We start from the raw sequence: 16,104 nt of genomic DNA, 5'->3' as shown, positions 1-16,104 counted from the left end.
GCCCGTCCCCCCGGCTGCCCGCCCGAACCCCCACGCTCTTCTCCAGCTTGTCCGGCTTCTCCAGAGGCGTTCACCGGTCCGCCGACCCCACTCACCCCGACACCTCTTCCTTGGCCAACTCCAGCCCCGTCCCCCATCCGGCCCCGTCCCCCACTCGCCGTCCGCCCGCCCACTCCCACTCCCGCACCCGCTCCCTCTCCTCCCTCGCCCGCTCCCACTCCCACTCCCGCTCCCTCTCCTTCTCCCTCTCCTCTTCCTTCTTCTCCCGCTGCATCACGGAAAGCGCGGCGATCAGCCCGGCCTGCTGCTTCGAGGGAACGGTCAGCTGGTCCAGCGGCGCCAGCCGCCGCTCGCGCTCACCGTCCACGGCCCGCTCCAGATACGTGGTCAGCAACCGGCCGCCCCGTTCGCACAGCCGCAGCGCGGTCTGCGCCCCCACGAGGTCGGCGAGGTTCTCGCCCGCCGTACGGGCGCGCCGACCGCCGAGCAACGCGGTGGCCAGCAGTGCCGCCGGCAGCTCCGGATCCACGGTGCCCCCCTGCTCACCGGCCTGCCCGGTCCGCACCGCCCGGGTCTCCTCCTCGACGAGCTCCTCCAGGCAGCGCCGCCAGCGCCGCACGATCACCCCCAGCCGTCCGCCCGCTCCCGCGGCATCGGCGGCGGCCGCCCGCACGACCTCCGCCGCCGCGGGATCCCGCCGCCAGGCATCCGCGGCCCGCTCGTCGGCCTCCTCGACCGCGCAGGTCAGCAGCGATGTCAGGCCGTGGGTCAGCGCCTCGAGCAGGTCGTCCGCCCGCCCGCCGAGCCGGTGATCCCGCCAGTGGGCTCGCGCGTCTCCCGCCAGCACCTCGCCGGCCGCCACCTCGCGCCGTACGCGCTCCGCGGCCCCCTCGTACGCGTCCTCGACCCGTCCGGCGAGCCGTAGCGCGGCGGCGTGCTGGGCGGCGGCGGCCCCGGCGAGCGCGGGCAGCCGGCTGCGCAGTGCGGCGATCGCGCCCGCCGCGGTACGTTCCGCGGCCGCGGTACGGGCCACTGGGTCCTCCGCGTGCCACTCCAGCCACTCCCGCAACGCCGCGACGGCCGTCGCCGGCAGCAGCCCGCTCCCCCCGCCCGCCGACTCGGGCAGCTCGGGAATCGTGAACCGCGGTACGTGGCCGAGGCCGGCCCGCTGGAGAAGCTCCGCGTACCGCCCGGAGATCTCGGCGGCGATCTGGTGCGGCACCCGGTCCAGCACGGTGACCAGCGTGACGTCGTACTCCTTGGCCGTACGCAGCAGATGCCAGGGGACCGCGTCCGCGTACCGGGCGGCGGTGGTGACCAGCACCCACACATCCGCCGCACAGATCAGCTCGGCCGCCAGCTCCCGATTGCGCGCGACCAGCGAATCGATGTCCGGCGCGTCCAACAACGCCAGCCCACTGGGCAACGCCACATCGGTCTCGATCCGCACCGTCCCCACCCCAACCTCTCCCCTCTCTCCCCTCTCTCTCGCCTCTCCTCCCCCACCCCTTCCCCCTGCCCCTACGACTTCCCCCACGGCCTCGCGGATCTCACCCCCGTCATCCTGCTCGGGTACCCACACCCGGGTGAGCTGCGGCAGCACCCGCGGCCCGGCGAACCAGGGAGCGTCGTCGGGATGGCAGACCAGCACCGGGGTACGTGTCGTCGGACGCAGCACCCCGGCTTCCGAGATCCGCCGCCCCACCAGCGAATTCACCAGGGTGGACTTGCCCGCCCCGGTGGACCCGCCGATCACTGCCAGCAGCGGTGCCTGAGGTGACCGAAGCCGGGGAATCACATAGTCATCAAGCTGGGCGAGCAGCTCGTCCCGGTTGCGCCGGGCGCGGGCGGCGCCCCGAAGTGGCAGCGGAAAGCGTGCGGCATCGACGCGGTCACGCAGTACGGACAGTGCGTCGATCAGCCGAGGTCGTACGTCCAAGGTCACCACATGTGCAGAATGCCCAATTTCGTTAGCTTTTTGAAGCGTATAACCCTTTGTGCGCGCCGCGAGAACCCGCACAGAACAGGACGAGTGACGCATGGGACGGCCGCGACACATGGGACACAGGCATAACGAGTGCACAACACCCGACGCGCGAGACGCCAAAAGCAGTGCAGGATTCGCACCTGCCTGCGATTATCGGGACCGCTTCACCGAACCTCCACAACGTGCCACGGAGGTGAAGCAACCGGGACGAGGCACCCGGACCTCTATTCTTGACCGCGGTCCGTGATCCACGTCCACACCCGGCCCCCGTAGCTCAGTGGATAGAGCAGGTGCCTTCTAAGCACTTGGCCGCAGGTTCGAGTCCTGCCGGGGGCGCCCCGCCAGACCCTCCCCGTGGGAGGGTCTTTTTGCTGGTCAGAGCAGGTGCGGCCAGCAAAAAGAAAGCGCCGGACCCTCCCCTGGCGAGCAGGGGAGGGTCCGGCGCTGTCCGGCTGTCACCGGCGTTCGACGGGTGGCTGTGTCGAATACGGGCCGAAGACTTCCGGCGTGGAACGACGGCTCGCCGATGAAGCCTTCTGCCGGCGGGGAGTTTCACGTGACCCGGCCACCGCTCACGCGTCCGTCGACACTTCCTCGGGAGCGGGAGCCGTAACCTGCACGGCGTCCAGTAGGCCGGGGAAGCGGGTTTCGAGATCATCGCGCCGCAACGTGATCTTTCGGCTGGTGCCCCGCACCTCGGTGTACATGACCCCGGCCTCTCGCAGCACCTTGAGGTGATGCGAAAGCGTCGACTTCGCGATCGGGTAGTCGAGCTGTCCACAGACCCGGGAGCCCTCTTGGTGCATGACTCGTGCGATGTCGCGACGGATCGGATCACTCAGGGCGTGCAGCACCCTGTCGAGAGAGATGTCTCGCCGGTCCGGGTGGTAGAGCTCGGTACGCATTCACGACCTCCTTGTCGACACGTGCCTCGTGGCCCACTCCCCCGGGTAAAGCCTCGGCAATGCTTAATTCAAGTTTCTACGATGATAGAACATTGCTGGGTCGGAGAGTACCCCTCCGGGGCTTGCGGTGAGGGCAAGCCCTTATCGCAAGCTCCCGGAACCCGCCTGCTCAGCTGTGCAAGGCGTGCCGCAGAACGGTGATCCGTTCCTCGGCCCGCCGCCGGGACACCTTTGCCGTCGGGATCAGATACGCCAGGTGGTAGGCGCCGGAGAACACGTGCACCTCGACGGGGATGCCCGTGGCGAACAGCTTCTCGGCGTAAGCCAGCGCCTCGTCGCGGCACGGGTCGTACTCGAGCGCCACGACGTACGCCGCGGGCAGCCCCGCGAGGTCCTCGGCGCGAGAGGGAGCCGCGTACACCGGCACGTCGTCGCCGCCCGCCCGCTCGCCCAGGTAGTGGCGCCAGCTCATCTCGGCGTTCGGCGCGTTCCAGCCAGGGGTGTCGGTGAACCGCCGCATGCTCAGCGTGTCCCGCCGGTCGTCCAGCTCAGGCAGGTCGAGGTACTGGAAGGCGAGGGCGGGGCCGCCGCGGTCGCGGGCCATGAGGGTCACAGCCGCAGCCAGGCCGCCGCCGGCGCTGATCCCGTGGACCGCGATCCGGGCGGCGTCCACGCGGAGTTCGCCCGCGTTCTTGGCCAGCCACAGCAAGGCCGCGTAGCAGTCCTCGGCGCCGGCCGGGTAGGGGTGCTCCGGCGCCAGGCGGTAGCCGACCGATACGACGACCGCGTTGACCCGTCGGGCGATGTCCAAGCAAGTCTGGGATCTCCAGATCGGTCACCTCGACCCCGGTGGTGTCGGGGACGGGGCGGCCGGCGCTTGCCGCGATCAGGTTGGCGCGGGTCTCCGCGGGGTTGGTCAGGTCGAAGACACCGAAGTTTCCGGCGGCCTCGACGAGGTCAGCGTCGTAGCGATAGGTCATTTTCTGAGCCCTTTTCGATAGATATATGGTGATTAGTAGTCAGGATGGGAGCGCGGCGGGGCTGACGAGCCTGGCCGGTGGCTGACGGTCTCTCGCGGCCCGGGGAAGGACACTCACCGCCGGTCACGCCTCGGGAATGAGCACGATCTTTCCGCCGAGGCCGCCTTTCCGTCCGAGCGTGAGCGCTTCCGCGGCCCGGGACAGCGGAAAGCGCGCCGTGACAGGCAGTTCGAAGGGGCTGTGGCCGATCAGGTCGAGCGTGGAGGCCAACTCCAGTGGTACGTGTTCGAGATACGGCACTCCGGCGGCCTGGGTCTGCGGGTCCGCCACGATCGTGACCCGGCGCGCAGGGTCGTCCACCAGGCGCACTGCGGTCTCGGTCGGTTGAGTTCCGCCGGCACAGTCCACCGAGGCGTCGAACGGACCAAGCTCGGCGAGCCGCTCGAGGAGACCGTCTCCGTACTCGACCGGTGTCGCTCCGAGCCGCCGAAGCAGCTCGTGGTGGTGGGCCGATGCAGTGCCGACCACTTCGGCGGCGCCGGTCAGCACAGCGAGCTGGACAGTGGCGAGGCCCACCCCGCCGGATGCTCCGTGCACTACGAGTCGCTCTCCGGCGCGCAGCCCGATCTGGCGCAGGGACGAGTACGCGGTGCCTGCGGCGACAGGCAGGACTGCGGCCTGTTCGGCGGAGAACCGACCGGGCTGGGCGGTGAGTTCATCGGACTCCTGGGAGGCGGGTACGGCTTCGTAGGTCCGGTATGTGCCGGGCCGTCCGTGGCGGATGACGGGGTCGCCGACCCGGAAGCGCCGGACGCCGGACCCGACATCGACGACCACGCCCGCCGCCTCGACTCCGAGACAGCCGCCGGGCAGGCCCAGCGGAACATGCGCCCGCAAGTCGCCTCGCAGAATCTTCCAGTCGATGGGATTGACCCCGATCGCGGTGTAGCGGACCACCACCTCGCCGGGGCCCGGGGAAGGAACGGGCACATCGGCGGCGTACAGCTCGTCGAGGGTCCCGTACCGGTCGAAGAGAACGGCTGAGCTCACGCGTCGGCCTCCCGTCGGCGGAAAGCCCCGGCCGCTGCGTACACGACGAGCGACACCAGGTACCCGGCGATGGCGAAAGCGGCGACGCCGTAGAAGCCGTCAGCCTTGGTCAGCAGGACGCCGCCGACGGCGCCGCCAATGGTCGTGCCGATGTACATGGCCGCGTTGGCCAGCGAGGAGACCGTGCCGCGAGCGGTCTCGGTCTCCTGCTGCAGGATGCTCATGAACACCGGGAAGACGAACCCTGCGACCATCATGACCAGCGCGAGGTGCACGAGGGCCGTGGCGAGGTTCGGCGAGAACGGCACCAGACAGTACAGCGCAGCCATGGTGAGGACGCCGCTCAGCAGTGAGCGGTAGAGCCCCAGGCGCTGCACGAGACGGCTGCCGAACAGAGAGCCGACCACGTTGCCCGCACCGACGGCCATCATGGCGGTGCCCACCGAGCCGACGCTCAGCTCGAAGTCCTTGGTGAACCACGAGCCGAAGAAGGAGATTGCTTCGAAGTTGCCTGTCTGGAAGAGCAGGTAGCCGAGGAGGAACCAGCGCAGCCGACCGCCGCCGAACACCCTGCCGTAAGGCCCGAAGAGGGCCCGGAGGCCACGACCGGCGCCCCCCGGGCGGCCCGGCACCGACGGGAAGTAGCGGGCGAGCAGCAACCACAGCAGGGCGGAAGCCCCACCGATCACCCAGAACGGCAGATGCCAGGAGGCCGCCGCAAGCCAGCTGCCGAGCGGGATGCCGGCAAACTGCGCGATGGACAGGCCCGCTGTGGCGAAGCCCATGGTGCGTACGATCTGCTGTGGCTTCACCAGGACCGGGATGGAGGCCCAGATCTGCGGGGAGACGAACGCGGCGCTCACTCCGGCGAGGAACCGGAACAGGATCATCGTCCAGAAGCCCTGCGCGAAGCCGCACAGCGCGGTCATCACGATGAACCCGACGAGCCCGGTCAGCAGCACGCGGCGGCGGTCACGTCCGTCCGACAGTGGTCCGGCGATCAGCGCGAAGAGCGCATAGCCGAGCGCATAGGCGCTGACCATCCAGCCGGAGACGTCCGAGGACACGTCGAAGGTGCGGGCCAGCGTCGGCAGCAGGGGAGCGACCAGGAACGTGTCCGTGCCGATCACGAACATGGTGGCAAAGGAGAGCAGGGCGACGGTCCGCGACGAGGGACCGGCTTGGTCGGTACTCGCCGCCGGTGTAGCCGTGGTCGAGGTCGAGGTCGAGGAAGTATTGGTCATGTCATCATCACCGCCCAGGAGCGGTTGAGCTTCCCTTCGAGCATGTGGAGGGCCTGGATCGCGATGAACCCTTCGTCGGTGGTCTCCGAGGGCCCGCGTCTGTTTCGCGCGCGGCGGACGAAGGCCGAAGGCAACGAGGGTGTCCACCACTCGGAAGGTGGCGAACGTGTCCGACGGCGAGCCGGGCAGATTGCCGTAGCCCCTGTCGGGGTTCTGGCAGCTCAGGAGGAACGCCACGAGGTCGTCCTCGCGCTCCGGCCGGGCGCCGAGCGCGACCAGCGTGAGCGCGGCCAGGTGGGAGTGCCAGGCGTCGGGAGGGTAGCCGGGCGCGTTGCCGAACCCGCCTTCGGGACGCTGGCAGGCCCGCACGAACTCCACGCACGCGTCGCGGTCGAACGCTGGGTGGTCGCCACCGCCCAGCACGATCGCCGTAAGCACGGCGCAGTACGTCGTGAAAGCTTCGGAGGGAAGGCCAGGCTGCTCGCCGAAGCCCCCGTCCGGGTTCTGAGTGGCGAACACCCTGGTGAGCGCGCCCGGTACGTCCGGCACCGGCTCGCCCAGGGCCAACAGGTCGGAGACCACGTGCAGTATGGAGAACGTCTGCGCGGTGCGGTCGGACCTGAGACTGAGCGGCGCCCGGTACGGAGTCAGACCGTAGCCGAGCCCCGAGGCGGTCGACCGCAGCCAGCTCAGATAACCCGGGATGTCGACGAGACCATCGGACAGCGGCGCGCTCGTCACCCAGGACAGGTCGTTGTCGAAGGGCTGGGGCCGCGGTGGCTCGGCCGGGGCCGGCGGGCCGGCCGCGCTCGTGCAACGCGGACCAGGCCAGGGCGGAGGCGCGGACGCGGTGGCCGTGCACGGTGTCCGGTCCGCCGCGCGGGGTCAGGCAAGCCCAGACGCCGTCATCGGCGACGTACCTTTCCAGATGCAGAGCGGCAGCGTCGAGGAAAGCGGACCACTCGGGCGCCCCGTCATCCACCGCGTCGGCGGCCAGGACCAGGACCGCGGCCTGATCCAGCGGACTCGCGCCGTCCAGGATTACGGCCCCGGTCCGGTCGAGGCGCGCCGACCAGCCGTGCTCGGTCACCGCCTCCGTGACCTGTCGCAGGCGGTCGCGTGCCACGGCGGCGAGCCCTTCATCGCCGAGCAGGGCGCCCGCCCGGTGCAGGGCCCATGCGGCCAGTGCCTGATCTGCGGGCGTGCGGACGCCACCGACCGGGTGGGCGGCTCCGGTGACATCGAGGAGCTCGTGACTGCCGGGGTACTCGGAGTCGTCGAACTCCCTCAATGAAGCGAGAAGTTGGATCGCGAGGTCCCGGTCGCCGGGACCGGGCAGCACGAGCAGGGCGAGTGCGGCATCGCGCAAGGTGCGATCCGGGGTGATCACATCGCCCGCGTCCCGCCCGATGACTGCGGGGACACGGGCATGGTCGTCCAGGACCTGCTGCAGGACGAAGGCGCGCAGGGAAGGCGGACTCATGAACTGGCTCCTGGCTGGACAGGTCGGTGGGTGGAATTTCATTCGTTGTTCGTGAAACATCGAATTAATCCTCATGCTAACAGGCATCGGGCCGTCGGCCCAGGGTGGGTTGTGGACTTCAGCCAGTGAGCGGCAGACGCGCTCCCTCTGCCCCGGCCGCTGCGTCCCGGCCCGGCCAGTCGTGCGCGGCCCGGGCGGCATCTGCAAGCAGACCCGCAGCCCTGGCCCCGAGGGCCCGCTCGGCGATCCTTCGCGGGTGCGGGACGGTCTCGGCGGCGCGCTCGACGGGCGCATGGATGATCAGTACGGGCGCATGGATGATCAGTTCGGCGTGGCAGTTGCCGGGCCCGTGCTCCTTAGAGCGGTCCGGGGTCCGGCAGGGCGCAGGCGGCGGGCAGGGTGAGGGTGGTCACGGCGCCGCCCCCGTCGGGTGCGTTCGCGAAGGACAGGTCGGCCTGGATGATCCGGGCCTGGCCCAGGGCGATGGTCAGCCCCAGGCCGTGGCCCTTGCCGCCGCCACTGCGGCGGGGTTCGGTGCGGAAGCGCTGCGGTCCCTCCGTGAGGAGGGAATCGGGGTACCCGTCGCCGTGGTCGCGGACCGTGAGGACCAGGCCGTCCACCGTCAGGGACACGGGCGGGCGGCCGTGCCGGTGGGCGTTGGCGAGGAGATTGCCCAGTACGCGCTCCAGCCGCCGCCGGTCGGTGACCACGCACTGGTCGTGTACGACGACGACCTCGACCTCGAGCCCACTGGCCCGTACCGTCTGCCGGGCCAGCTCTCCCAGATCGTGGGCGGCGAGATCGGCCCGCTCGGTGTCGGAGTCCAGCCGGGAGATCTCCAGCAGATCCTCGGTGAGGCGGCGCAGCGCCTGCACCCGGTCGCGGACCAGCTCGGTGGGGCGGCCCGGCGGCAGCAGATCGGCGGACGCCTGCAGCCCGGCGAGCGGGGTCCGCAGCTCATGGGCCACATCGGCGGTGAACCGCTGCTCGCTGTGCAGCTTGCGCTGCAAGGTGGCGGCCATCGCGTCCAGGGCGCGGGAGACCGCAGCGACCTCGTCCTGATAGCGGGCGTCACGCGTGGATTCCGGGTCGGCGACCCGGGCGTCCAGGTCGCCCTCGTTGATCCGGTCGGCCACGGCGGCGGTGTGGTGCAGTCTGCGCGTGACGCGGGAGACCGCGAACAGCCCGGCCAGGAGTGTGCCGGTGATGGCCGCGCCCGCCGAGATCACGATCGCCCGGTCGAGCCCGTCGAGGGTCCGCGCACTGGGGCGGTAGTCGAAACGGGCGGCCAGGACCTTGTCGTCCGCGCCGACGGCGGCCCACATCGTGGGCACCTCCTCGAACTCGCCCAGCTGGGTGCCGCGCGCACCGTGCAGCGCCCGCTCGCGCAGCGGACGCGGGAGCTGCGGAGGGTCCACGGCGGCATCACCGGGCAGCGGCTCCCCGGCGACGTAGGAGCGGGCCGCGGAGTCGAGGCGGCGCAGCGCCTCGGTGCGCGCGTTGTCGACGACCTGCCGGCTCACCAGGACGTGCACCAGGACGCCGATGGCCAGCGCGACGACACAGCAGGTGGCGACGAGGAAGAGGGAGAACTTCCCGGACAGCGTCCGCAGCCAGACCCCCCTGGCCCGCGCGGCTCGGAATCGCGTACCGGCCGCACCCCGGAATCGCGTGCCTCTCGCGCCCCGGGACCGCGAACCTTCCGCATCCCGGGACCGCGAGCCTCCCGCATCCCGGGACCGCGAGCCCCATGGCCACCGCGGCAGGCCGCCCGTACGCCGTCGGCCGCCGCTCATCGCCGAGCCCCCGGAGAACCGGCCGGGACCTGGCGGACCTCAGCGGTGCGCTGGACCAAGGTACGGGTGCCGGCATCCCAGGAGTAGACCGTGCGCACCTCGTACCCTCCCTGGGACGCGATCGGCTCCCGCACGATCAGGTCGCGGCCCGCCACCTCCACCGAGAACGGACTGTGCACGGCGTTCAGGACGCGGGTGACCACCCCGTCGAGGAGGGCGTACACGCGCAGCGTCAGCGTGCCCGGGGACGCGTCGACGGCCAGGATCAGCTCCTCCTCGCCGTCGCCGGTCAGGTCCTGGTAGACGGGCGCACGCAGCGGACAGTCCGGCTTCCCGGCCGTACACCCGCGGATCTTGCTGACGACTGCCGCGCCGGGCTCGTACGAGTCCTCCGGCGGCCGCTGGGCCCGGTAGTCGGCCGCGACCACATCGGCCGGGTTCACCGCGCGGATGCCGGCGGCGGCACCGGGGATCCCGCGGAGCCGGACCGGCTCTTCCGCCGGCTGGACGGGTTCGGGAGAGGGCGGGGGCATCACGGGACGGTCGGACCACAACCGCTTCGGTCCGGCCAGGGCCGGGGCGGACACAGCGCTCACCGCTCCCCCGCCACCGGCACACCCGGCTGCCGACACGGCGGCCACCAGCAGTGCGGCCACGCCCGCCAAGCGGGAGCGGCGTCGCAGGGACATGGTGTTCACAGGGGACAAGACGTCTTCCAGCCGTCGGGGTTCCAGCCGTCACGGGATGCGCCGACATCTTCGCCGATACCGTCGACGACCAGCTCATCATCGGCTCACCGCTCCCGGGTAATACCACCAGACCGTACATCAGGGATATTCCGCTCGACGGGGAAGCGCGTTGCGGGCGCCGGAAGCCTGCGACACAGCAGGCTCCCGCTGCCGGTGCGGTGTAATGCACGACAGCACAGAACAAGGCGGACAAGGCAGAACCAGGCAGAACAAGGGGGTCGCCGTGAGCCGACAGGGGTTTCAGCCCGCCCAGCGCCTGGTCGACCTCGCCAACGCACTGCGGGACGACCCCGGCCTGCCCCGCGCCGACCTGATGCACCTGCTCGCACGCCACGGCGAAGACCAGGACGACCTGACCGGAGCGGCGTTCTCCGACGACGATGCCCAGGCGCTGCGGGGCGCCGTCATCCGGATGTCCGGGATCCTCGCCGAAACCGATACGGAGCGAGCCGCCCTCGCCCTCAACGCCCTCCTGGCCGAACACGCCGCAGTGCCCCGCCTGTCCCGTCACGGCGGCCACCCCTGGCACCTCCACGTCGACCGCGGCGACAACGCCACCTGGGACAACTGGTTCCTCGCCGCCGGCGCCCTGGCCCTGGCCCAGATCCTCACCGAGCACGGCCGCGTGCCCTGGGGCGAGTGCGCCGCCCCGCGCTGCCGGCGCTTCTACCTCGGCACCGGCCCCGGCAGCCCTCGCCGCTACTGCTCCAGCACCTGCGCCTCGCGCGCACGGGTGGCAGCCCACCGCCGCCGCAAGCAGACCCAGCCCCCTCCGCCCGGCACACCTGCGCAGGGCCCACGAGCAGCGCACAGCCGATAGGTAATCGCTTCGCGACCCTCCGGCGCCGCGTCGGCCACCCTGCGTCGACCAGCCGTGGACCCTCCGTCCGGCCCGTGACTTTTCCCCGTCGCGGCGGAACCCGGGCATCCGTTCCCCCCTCTCACTGGGCAACCTGCGACGACTTCAGGCCAAACGAATGCGATGGGGGACGCCGTGCGCGAACTCAGCCGACGGGGCATGCTCGGACTCGGGATAGGAGCAGGAGCGGCAGCAGCGCTCTCCGCCGGTTGTTCCTTCTCCGGGACGTCGGACGCCGACAAGGTCGCGGCCAAGCCCGGGCAGACGGAGAAGGCGAAGCCGATCGGCGACGGCTCGACCGCGTACACCGGCAAGCAGCCGAAGCAGCCGCCCCAGCCGGAGCGGCTGGCGCCCGGCCAGAAACCGCCGCAGTTCGTGGTCTTCTCGTGGGACGGGGCGGGCGAGGTGGGCAACGGCCTCTTCCCGCGGTTCCTCAAGGTCGCCCGCGACCACAACGCCTCGATGACCTTCTTCCTCTCCGGGCTGTACCTGCTGCCCGAGTCGAAGAAACGGCTGTACCGGCCGCCGAACAACCCCGTCGGCGCCTCCGCCATCGGCTACCTCACCGATGCCCACATCAGGGAGACGCTGAAGAACCTGCGCGCGGCCTGGCTGGCAGGCCACGAGATAGGCACCCACTTCAACGGCCACTTCTGCGACGGCAAGGGTTCGGTCGAGCACTGGACCCCCGCGCAGTGGGACTCCGAGATCGACCAGGCCGTGGACTTCGTCACCAAGTGGCGTACGAACACCGGCTTCACCGACCTCGAACCGCTGCCTTTCGACTACACCAAGGAGCTGGTCGGCGGCCGTACGCCCTGCCTGAAGGGTCAGGACAACCTGCTGCCGACCGCGAAGAAGCGCGGCTGGCGGTACGACGCCAGCTCCCCCGGCGGCCTCCAGGTCTGGCCCGACAAGAAGCAGGGCCTGTGGAACTTCCCACTCCAGGGGGTACCGTTCCCCGGCCTCTCCTCCGATGTCCTCTCGATGGACTTCAACATGATGTACAACCAGTCCAAGAACTCCACCAAGGGCCCGCCGGCCAACTACCCGCGCTGGCGCAAGCAGGCCACGGACGCCTACATCAGCGGCTTCCAGCGCGCGTACGAGACCAATCGCGCCCCGCTCTTCATCGGCAACCACTTCGAGCAGTGGAACGGCGGCATCTACATGGATGCCATCGAGGAGACGATCAAGCACATCGCCGACAGCAAGCACAAGGACGTCCGGATGGTCTCCTTCCGGCAGCTCTGCGACTGGCTCGACGCGCAGGATCCGCAGGTCCTCGCCAACCTGCGCCGGCTCGGGGTCGGCCAGAAATTCACTGGACGCGGCTGACAGTCTGTACGGGTGACAGCCTGTACGGGAGGGGCGGCGCTGGACTTGCGACACCGTCCCCCCCCCCGGTGGGGAGCGCCGGTTTGAGGGGGTTGTGGGGGTTGCAGGGGGGTTATGGCGGTCGTGCCGCAGGGGCGTGCGGCACGGGTTTGCGCCGGACGCGGCTGAAGTTTCCCGCGTGGTGCGCCTCGGCTGATAGGGAGGAGGGGGGCAGCTGTCCGCGGGCCCGGCCGAAACAGCCGGGCTCTCGCTCGTGATCCCGACCGTGGGTATCGCCACCCGCCGCAGGGCCGGCCGTTCACCTGCCGTGACCACTTGAACGGCGCACAAGTTGCTCATAGGTTCTTTGCGTCCTGTGAGCAACTTCCGATACGCAGCGCTCCTGACCCGGGCGCTTGGAGGGTTGCACGATGGCCGAGCGCCGCTCGGGGAACAGGCTGGCCACACTTGACGGGCTGCGGCTGCTGGCCGCACTGATGGTGGTCTTCTACCACTACATCGCCCTGGCCCGGCCATGGGGCCATGGCCCGGACACGATCTTTCCGACCGCCCACCACGCAGCCCAGTACGGGTGGCTCGGGGTGGAGGTCTTCTTCCTGATCAGCGGCTTCGTCATCTGCATGAGCGTATGGGGCCGTACGGTGGGCGAGTTCGCCGTCTCCCGCGTCTCACGCCTGTTCCCCGCCTACTGGGCAGGCCTCCTGCTCACCACGGTGGTGGTGAAGCTCTGGCCGGAGGCCGCTTCCCCCAGCAGCTGGGACACGGTCATCACCAATCTGACCATGCTGCAGGGCGGCAATGAGACGCCCGACGTCGACCCGGTGTACTGGACGCTCTTCGTGGAGCTCAAGTTCTACCTGATCATGGCTGTGGTCATGCTGTTCGGCGTCACCTACCGCAACTGCCTGATCCTGTGCGGAGTGTGGACCGCGGCCGCCGCCCTCGCGCCGGTCCTGAAGACCCCCCTGATCACCGCGTTCGCCATGCCGCAGTACGCACCGTTCTTCATCGCGGGCATCGCTTTCTACCTGATGTACCGTCACCGGTCCAACGCGGTCCTGTGGGCGATCGTGATCCTGCAGCTGTTGCTCGCCCAGCGCTATATCGACTACCGCCTGGCCACCAACCTCGGCGAGGCCGCCGTGGACGCCCTGCCCACCTGGCCCGCCCGCCTGATCATCATCATCGCCTTCGCCCTCGTCGGAGCGATCGCACTCGGCGCCTTCGACCGGATCCAGTGGCGGTGGCTCACCACCGCGGGAGCGCTCACCTACCCCCTCTACCTCATCCACCTGAACATCGGTATGACCCTCATCCACCACTATCGGGACCGCATCCCCGCCCCGGTCCTGGTGGCCTCGGTGACCGCGCTCATGCTGGCCACCGCCTGGCTCATTCACCGCCTTGTCGAACGTCCCTTCGGGAAGTGGCTCCGCACCACGATGCGCCGAGGCATCGACGACGTCCGCCGGCATGTCACACCGCGCCGCAAACCCGCCCAGCGCTCCACGCCCCACACGCCCAACGGGACCGGCACGGCGGAAGGCGACCGGACATCACCGCAGGCCCGCACATTCGAGTCGGTCTAGGTCAGTAGCCCTCCGGGGGCCATGGCGGGTCGTCATGGCGGCTGCCGCACAGCCCCCCCCCGCGATCACAATGAACCGAGGCGGGACCTCTCCATGAGATCGATGACGTAGTGGACCAGTTCGACGGGGGCGGTGGTGGCGGCGAAGATCCTGCGGTCGACTCCCCTCTCGGGGTCGAACCTCCCTGCGTAGATCAGCACAGGGACATCGATCCGGTACCGCTCCAGCACGCGCAGCATAGTGATGCCGGCCTGTGGGTCGCCTTCCCGGTCGAGGTCGCTGATGATCATGTCGTACGGCGTGCGGCGAAAGCAGGGTGTGGCTTCCTCGGTCGACAGGGCGATATCGATGTGCATGCCGGCGGCACGGAAGAGCTCCAGGAGAGCGGCATTGCCCTCAGGGTGGTCGTCCACCCACAACACCTTGCCGCCCTGGAGCACTTCGGCGGCGTGCTCCAGCCGGCCCAGCGCCATGCGCCTGGCGGTCGCCGTGACGCCGGGCCGGCTCTCGTCCTGCGCTCGGTCGAGCAGCTCACCGGCGAGCTCGACCTCAACTCCCAGAGCACGCAGTGCGGTTAATCGAGGAACCAGACGCTGGATGATCGTCCCGCGTAACGTGAAGTACACCGTGGCGGCGAAGGCGACCCACAGAACGGCGGGGATCGTGCCAATGATCTTGATCCACATGGCGTCGGACATCTGTACATCATCGACCGGCCGGACGCGGGGTGCCGCCGATTCCGCGAACGTCATCAACCGGCCTCCCCGGGATGAGGGGTGAGGGGCCTGGGGCTACTCCTGGTCCCAGGTGACGGGGAGGCTGTGGACCCCGTAGATGTTCATCTGCTCGCGCAGCGGTATCTGCTCGGACGGGACGGCGAGCCGCAGCGTCGGGAAGCGGGTGACCAGCGCGGGGAAGACGACGCGCATTTCGACGCGGGCCAGTTGCTGGCCCAGGCACTGGTGGGCGCCGTGGCCGAAGCTGAGGTGGCCGGTGGCCTTGCGGTGCAGGTCGAGACGGTCGGGCTCGGGGAACCGCCGGGCGTCGCGGTTGGCGGCCTGCACCGAGCAGATGACCGTCTCCCCGGCCTTGATCACCTGGCCTTCCACCTCGACGTCCTCCAGGGCCGCGCGCATCATGGGGTCGGCGATGCTCAGATAGCGCAGCAGCTCCTCGACGGCCTGGTCGGCCAGGCCCGGGTCGTCGCGCAGGGCGGCGAACTGCTCCGGGTTGCTCAGCAGGGCGAAGGTGCCCAGCGCGAGCTGGTTGGCGGTGGTGTCGAGGCCCGCGCCCAGCAGGAAGGCACCGAGGGCGGAGAGCTCTTCGTCGGTGAGATCGGCCGCGGTCAGGTCGCTCAGCAGGTCGTCGGTGGGGTCGGTGCGCTTGGCCAGGACCAGCTCGTGGATGGTCTCGAACAGCGCGGTACCGGCGGCACCCTTCTCCTCGTCGGTGGTCTTCTGGTCGAGCAGGGTCGTCGCATGACGCTGGAAGACCTCCCGTCCGCCGGTGGGCACTCCCAGGAGTTCGCAGATCATCAGCGCGGGTATGGGCTGGGCGAACGCCTCGACGAGGTCCACCGGGCCGCCTCGGCGCTCCATGGCGTCCAGGTGCTCGGTGGTGATCTGCTCGACGCGCTCGGTCAGCCGGCGCATTCGGCGGACGGTGAACTTGCCCATGAGCAGGCGCCGGTAGCGGGCGTGCTCGGGGGCGTCGATGCCGGTGAGGTCGCCGAGGGGGGCCGGGGACAGTTCGCCGACGTCTGCGAGCGGGTAGTGCGTGAGCTCGTAGCGTGAGCTGAAGCGCTGGTCGGAGAGTATGGACCGGATCGCGGTGTAGCCGGTGGCCAGCCAGCCGATGTGCCCGTCAGGGAAGCGCATCCGGCGCAGTGGCGCTTCCTCGCGCATCCGCGTCAGCTCGGCGGGCGGGTCGAAGGGGCAGCCCGTGTGCCGCTCCGTCGGCAGCGTCACCGGCTCGGTGTGCGACGCCACTTCCTGGGCGGGGGCTGTCGGCAGTTCGCTGTGCATGGTGTCCTCCGGTGCTGAGTTCTGCGTGCTGACGCTCGGTGAAGTGCGGTGCAGGGGAGCAGTGCGGTGGAGCGGTGGAGCGGATGTGGGCAGTACGGCG

The 16,104-nt window shown here is 70.1% G+C and carries 13 protein-coding genes and 1 tRNA gene; 5 read left to right on the top strand and 9 right to left on the bottom strand.

The window, feature by feature from the left end:
• Positions 1-91: 91 nt before the first annotated feature.
• The gene (locus AZE13_RS16780) at positions 92-1,939 is read right to left on the bottom strand and encodes a dynamin family protein (RefSeq protein WP_258527842.1); all 1,848 of its coding nucleotides are present in this window, start codon (positions 1,937-1,939) and stop codon (positions 92-94) included.
• 311 nt (positions 1,940-2,250) lie between these two features.
• Between AZE13_RS16780 and AZE13_RS16775 the strand changes: the two genes are divergently transcribed.
• A tRNA-Arg gene (locus AZE13_RS16775) sits at positions 2,251-2,323 on the top strand.
• A 236-nt stretch (positions 2,324-2,559) separates the two neighbouring features.
• On the opposite strand, the gene AZE13_RS16770 is transcribed toward AZE13_RS16775, so the two are convergent.
• The 4 genes from AZE13_RS16770 to AZE13_RS34115 form a co-directional block, all read right to left on the bottom strand.
• Complete coding sequence (locus AZE13_RS16770) at positions 2,560-2,892, bottom strand: ArsR/SmtB family transcription factor (protein WP_066931816.1); 333 nt, start codon at positions 2,890-2,892, stop codon at positions 2,560-2,562.
• A 169-nt stretch (positions 2,893-3,061) separates the two neighbouring features.
• A complete protein-coding gene (locus tag AZE13_RS16765; RefSeq protein WP_066931814.1) occupies positions 3,062-3,703 on the bottom strand; it encodes an alpha/beta hydrolase in 642 nt (213 codons plus the stop codon).
• Between the two features lie 292 nt (positions 3,704-3,995).
• Entirely contained in the window at positions 3,996-4,922 is a 927-nt protein-coding gene (locus tag AZE13_RS16760; RefSeq protein ID WP_066931812.1) for an NADP-dependent oxidoreductase, read from the bottom strand.
• Entirely contained in the window at positions 4,919-6,907 is a 1,989-nt protein-coding gene (locus tag AZE13_RS34115; RefSeq protein ID WP_079124079.1) for an MFS transporter, read from the bottom strand. The genes AZE13_RS16760 and AZE13_RS34115 overlap by 4 nt, the downstream gene beginning before the upstream one ends.
• Before the next feature lie 187 nt (positions 6,908-7,094).
• Here AZE13_RS34115 and AZE13_RS16750 point away from each other — a divergent pair, with 187 nt between their 5' ends.
• On the top strand, positions 7,095-7,460 hold the full coding sequence (locus AZE13_RS16750) for a hypothetical protein (protein WP_147264674.1): 366 nt from the start codon (positions 7,095-7,097) through the stop codon (positions 7,458-7,460).
• A gap of 545 nt (positions 7,461-8,005) precedes the next feature.
• On the opposite strand, the gene AZE13_RS16745 is transcribed toward AZE13_RS16750, so the two are convergent.
• Positions 8,006-9,445 carry a sensor histidine kinase gene (locus AZE13_RS16745; protein ID WP_079124078.1) on the bottom strand — a complete coding sequence of 480 codons (1,440 nt, stop codon included), beginning with the start codon at positions 9,443-9,445 and terminating at the stop codon, positions 8,006-8,008.
• Positions 9,442-10,152 carry a hypothetical protein gene (locus tag AZE13_RS16740; RefSeq protein WP_220127582.1) on the bottom strand — a complete coding sequence of 237 codons (711 nt, stop codon included), beginning with the start codon at positions 10,150-10,152 and terminating at the stop codon, positions 9,442-9,444. The genes AZE13_RS16745 and AZE13_RS16740 overlap by 4 nt, the downstream gene beginning before the upstream one ends.
• A gap of 265 nt (positions 10,153-10,417) precedes the next feature.
• On the opposite strand from AZE13_RS16740, the gene AZE13_RS16735 reads away from it, so the two are divergent.
• The 3 genes from AZE13_RS16735 to AZE13_RS16725 all read left to right on the top strand — a co-directional run bounded on the left by AZE13_RS16735 (position 10,418) and on the right by AZE13_RS16725 (position 13,980).
• The gene (locus AZE13_RS16735; RefSeq protein WP_258527841.1) at positions 10,418-11,014 is read left to right on the top strand and encodes a CGNR zinc finger domain-containing protein; all 597 of its coding nucleotides are present in this window, start codon (positions 10,418-10,420) and stop codon (positions 11,012-11,014) included.
• 174 nt (positions 11,015-11,188) lie between these two features.
• Positions 11,189-12,391, top strand: coding sequence for a hypothetical protein (locus tag AZE13_RS16730; protein ID WP_066932005.1), 1,203 nt, complete (start codon positions 11,189-11,191; stop codon positions 12,389-12,391).
• Between the two features lie 410 nt (positions 12,392-12,801).
• A complete protein-coding gene (locus tag AZE13_RS16725; protein ID WP_079124077.1) occupies positions 12,802-13,980 on the top strand; it encodes an acyltransferase family protein in 1,179 nt (392 codons plus the stop codon).
• A 65-nt stretch (positions 13,981-14,045) separates the two neighbouring features.
• Here the strand turns inward: AZE13_RS16725 and AZE13_RS16720 are convergent, their stop codons facing one another.
• Positions 14,046-14,678: a response regulator gene (locus AZE13_RS16720; RefSeq protein WP_107288365.1), complete on the bottom strand. Its 633-nt coding sequence runs from the start codon at positions 14,676-14,678 to the stop codon at positions 14,046-14,048.
• 93 nt (positions 14,679-14,771) lie between these two features.
• Positions 14,772-16,004: a cytochrome P450 gene (locus AZE13_RS16715; RefSeq protein ID WP_066931802.1), complete on the bottom strand. Its 1,233-nt coding sequence runs from the start codon at positions 16,002-16,004 to the stop codon at positions 14,772-14,774.
• Positions 16,005-16,104: the final 100 nt, after the last annotated feature.

The organism is Streptomyces sp. NBRC 110611 (assembly GCF_001590865.1).
GTDB lineage: Bacteria > Actinomycetota > Actinomycetes > Streptomycetales > Streptomycetaceae > Streptomyces.
Note: the sequence above shows the minus strand (reverse complement) of the source record. Positions and strands in the feature narration are given on the sequence as shown.

Excerpts from the sequence above, each read along its gene's own strand:
- AZE13_RS16715 (WP_066931802.1), bottom strand. The coding sequence starts at position 16,004 with ATGCACAGCGAACTGCCGACAGCCCCCGCCCAGGAAGTGGCGTCGCAC.
- AZE13_RS16720 (WP_107288365.1), bottom strand. The coding sequence starts at position 14,678 with ATGTCCGACGCCATGTGGATCAAGATCATTGGCACGATCCCCGCCGTT.
- AZE13_RS16770 (WP_066931816.1), bottom strand. The coding sequence starts at position 2,892 with ATGCGTACCGAGCTCTACCACCCGGACCGGCGAGACATCTCTCTCGAC.
- AZE13_RS16745 (WP_079124078.1), bottom strand. The coding sequence starts at position 9,445 with ATGAGCGGCGGCCGACGGCGTACGGGCGGCCTGCCGCGGTGGCCATGG.
- AZE13_RS16750 (WP_147264674.1), top strand. The coding sequence starts at position 7,095 with ATGCAGAGCGGCAGCGTCGAGGAAAGCGGACCACTCGGGCGCCCCGTC.
- AZE13_RS16725 (WP_079124077.1), top strand. The coding sequence starts at position 12,802 with ATGGCCGAGCGCCGCTCGGGGAACAGGCTGGCCACACTTGACGGGCTG.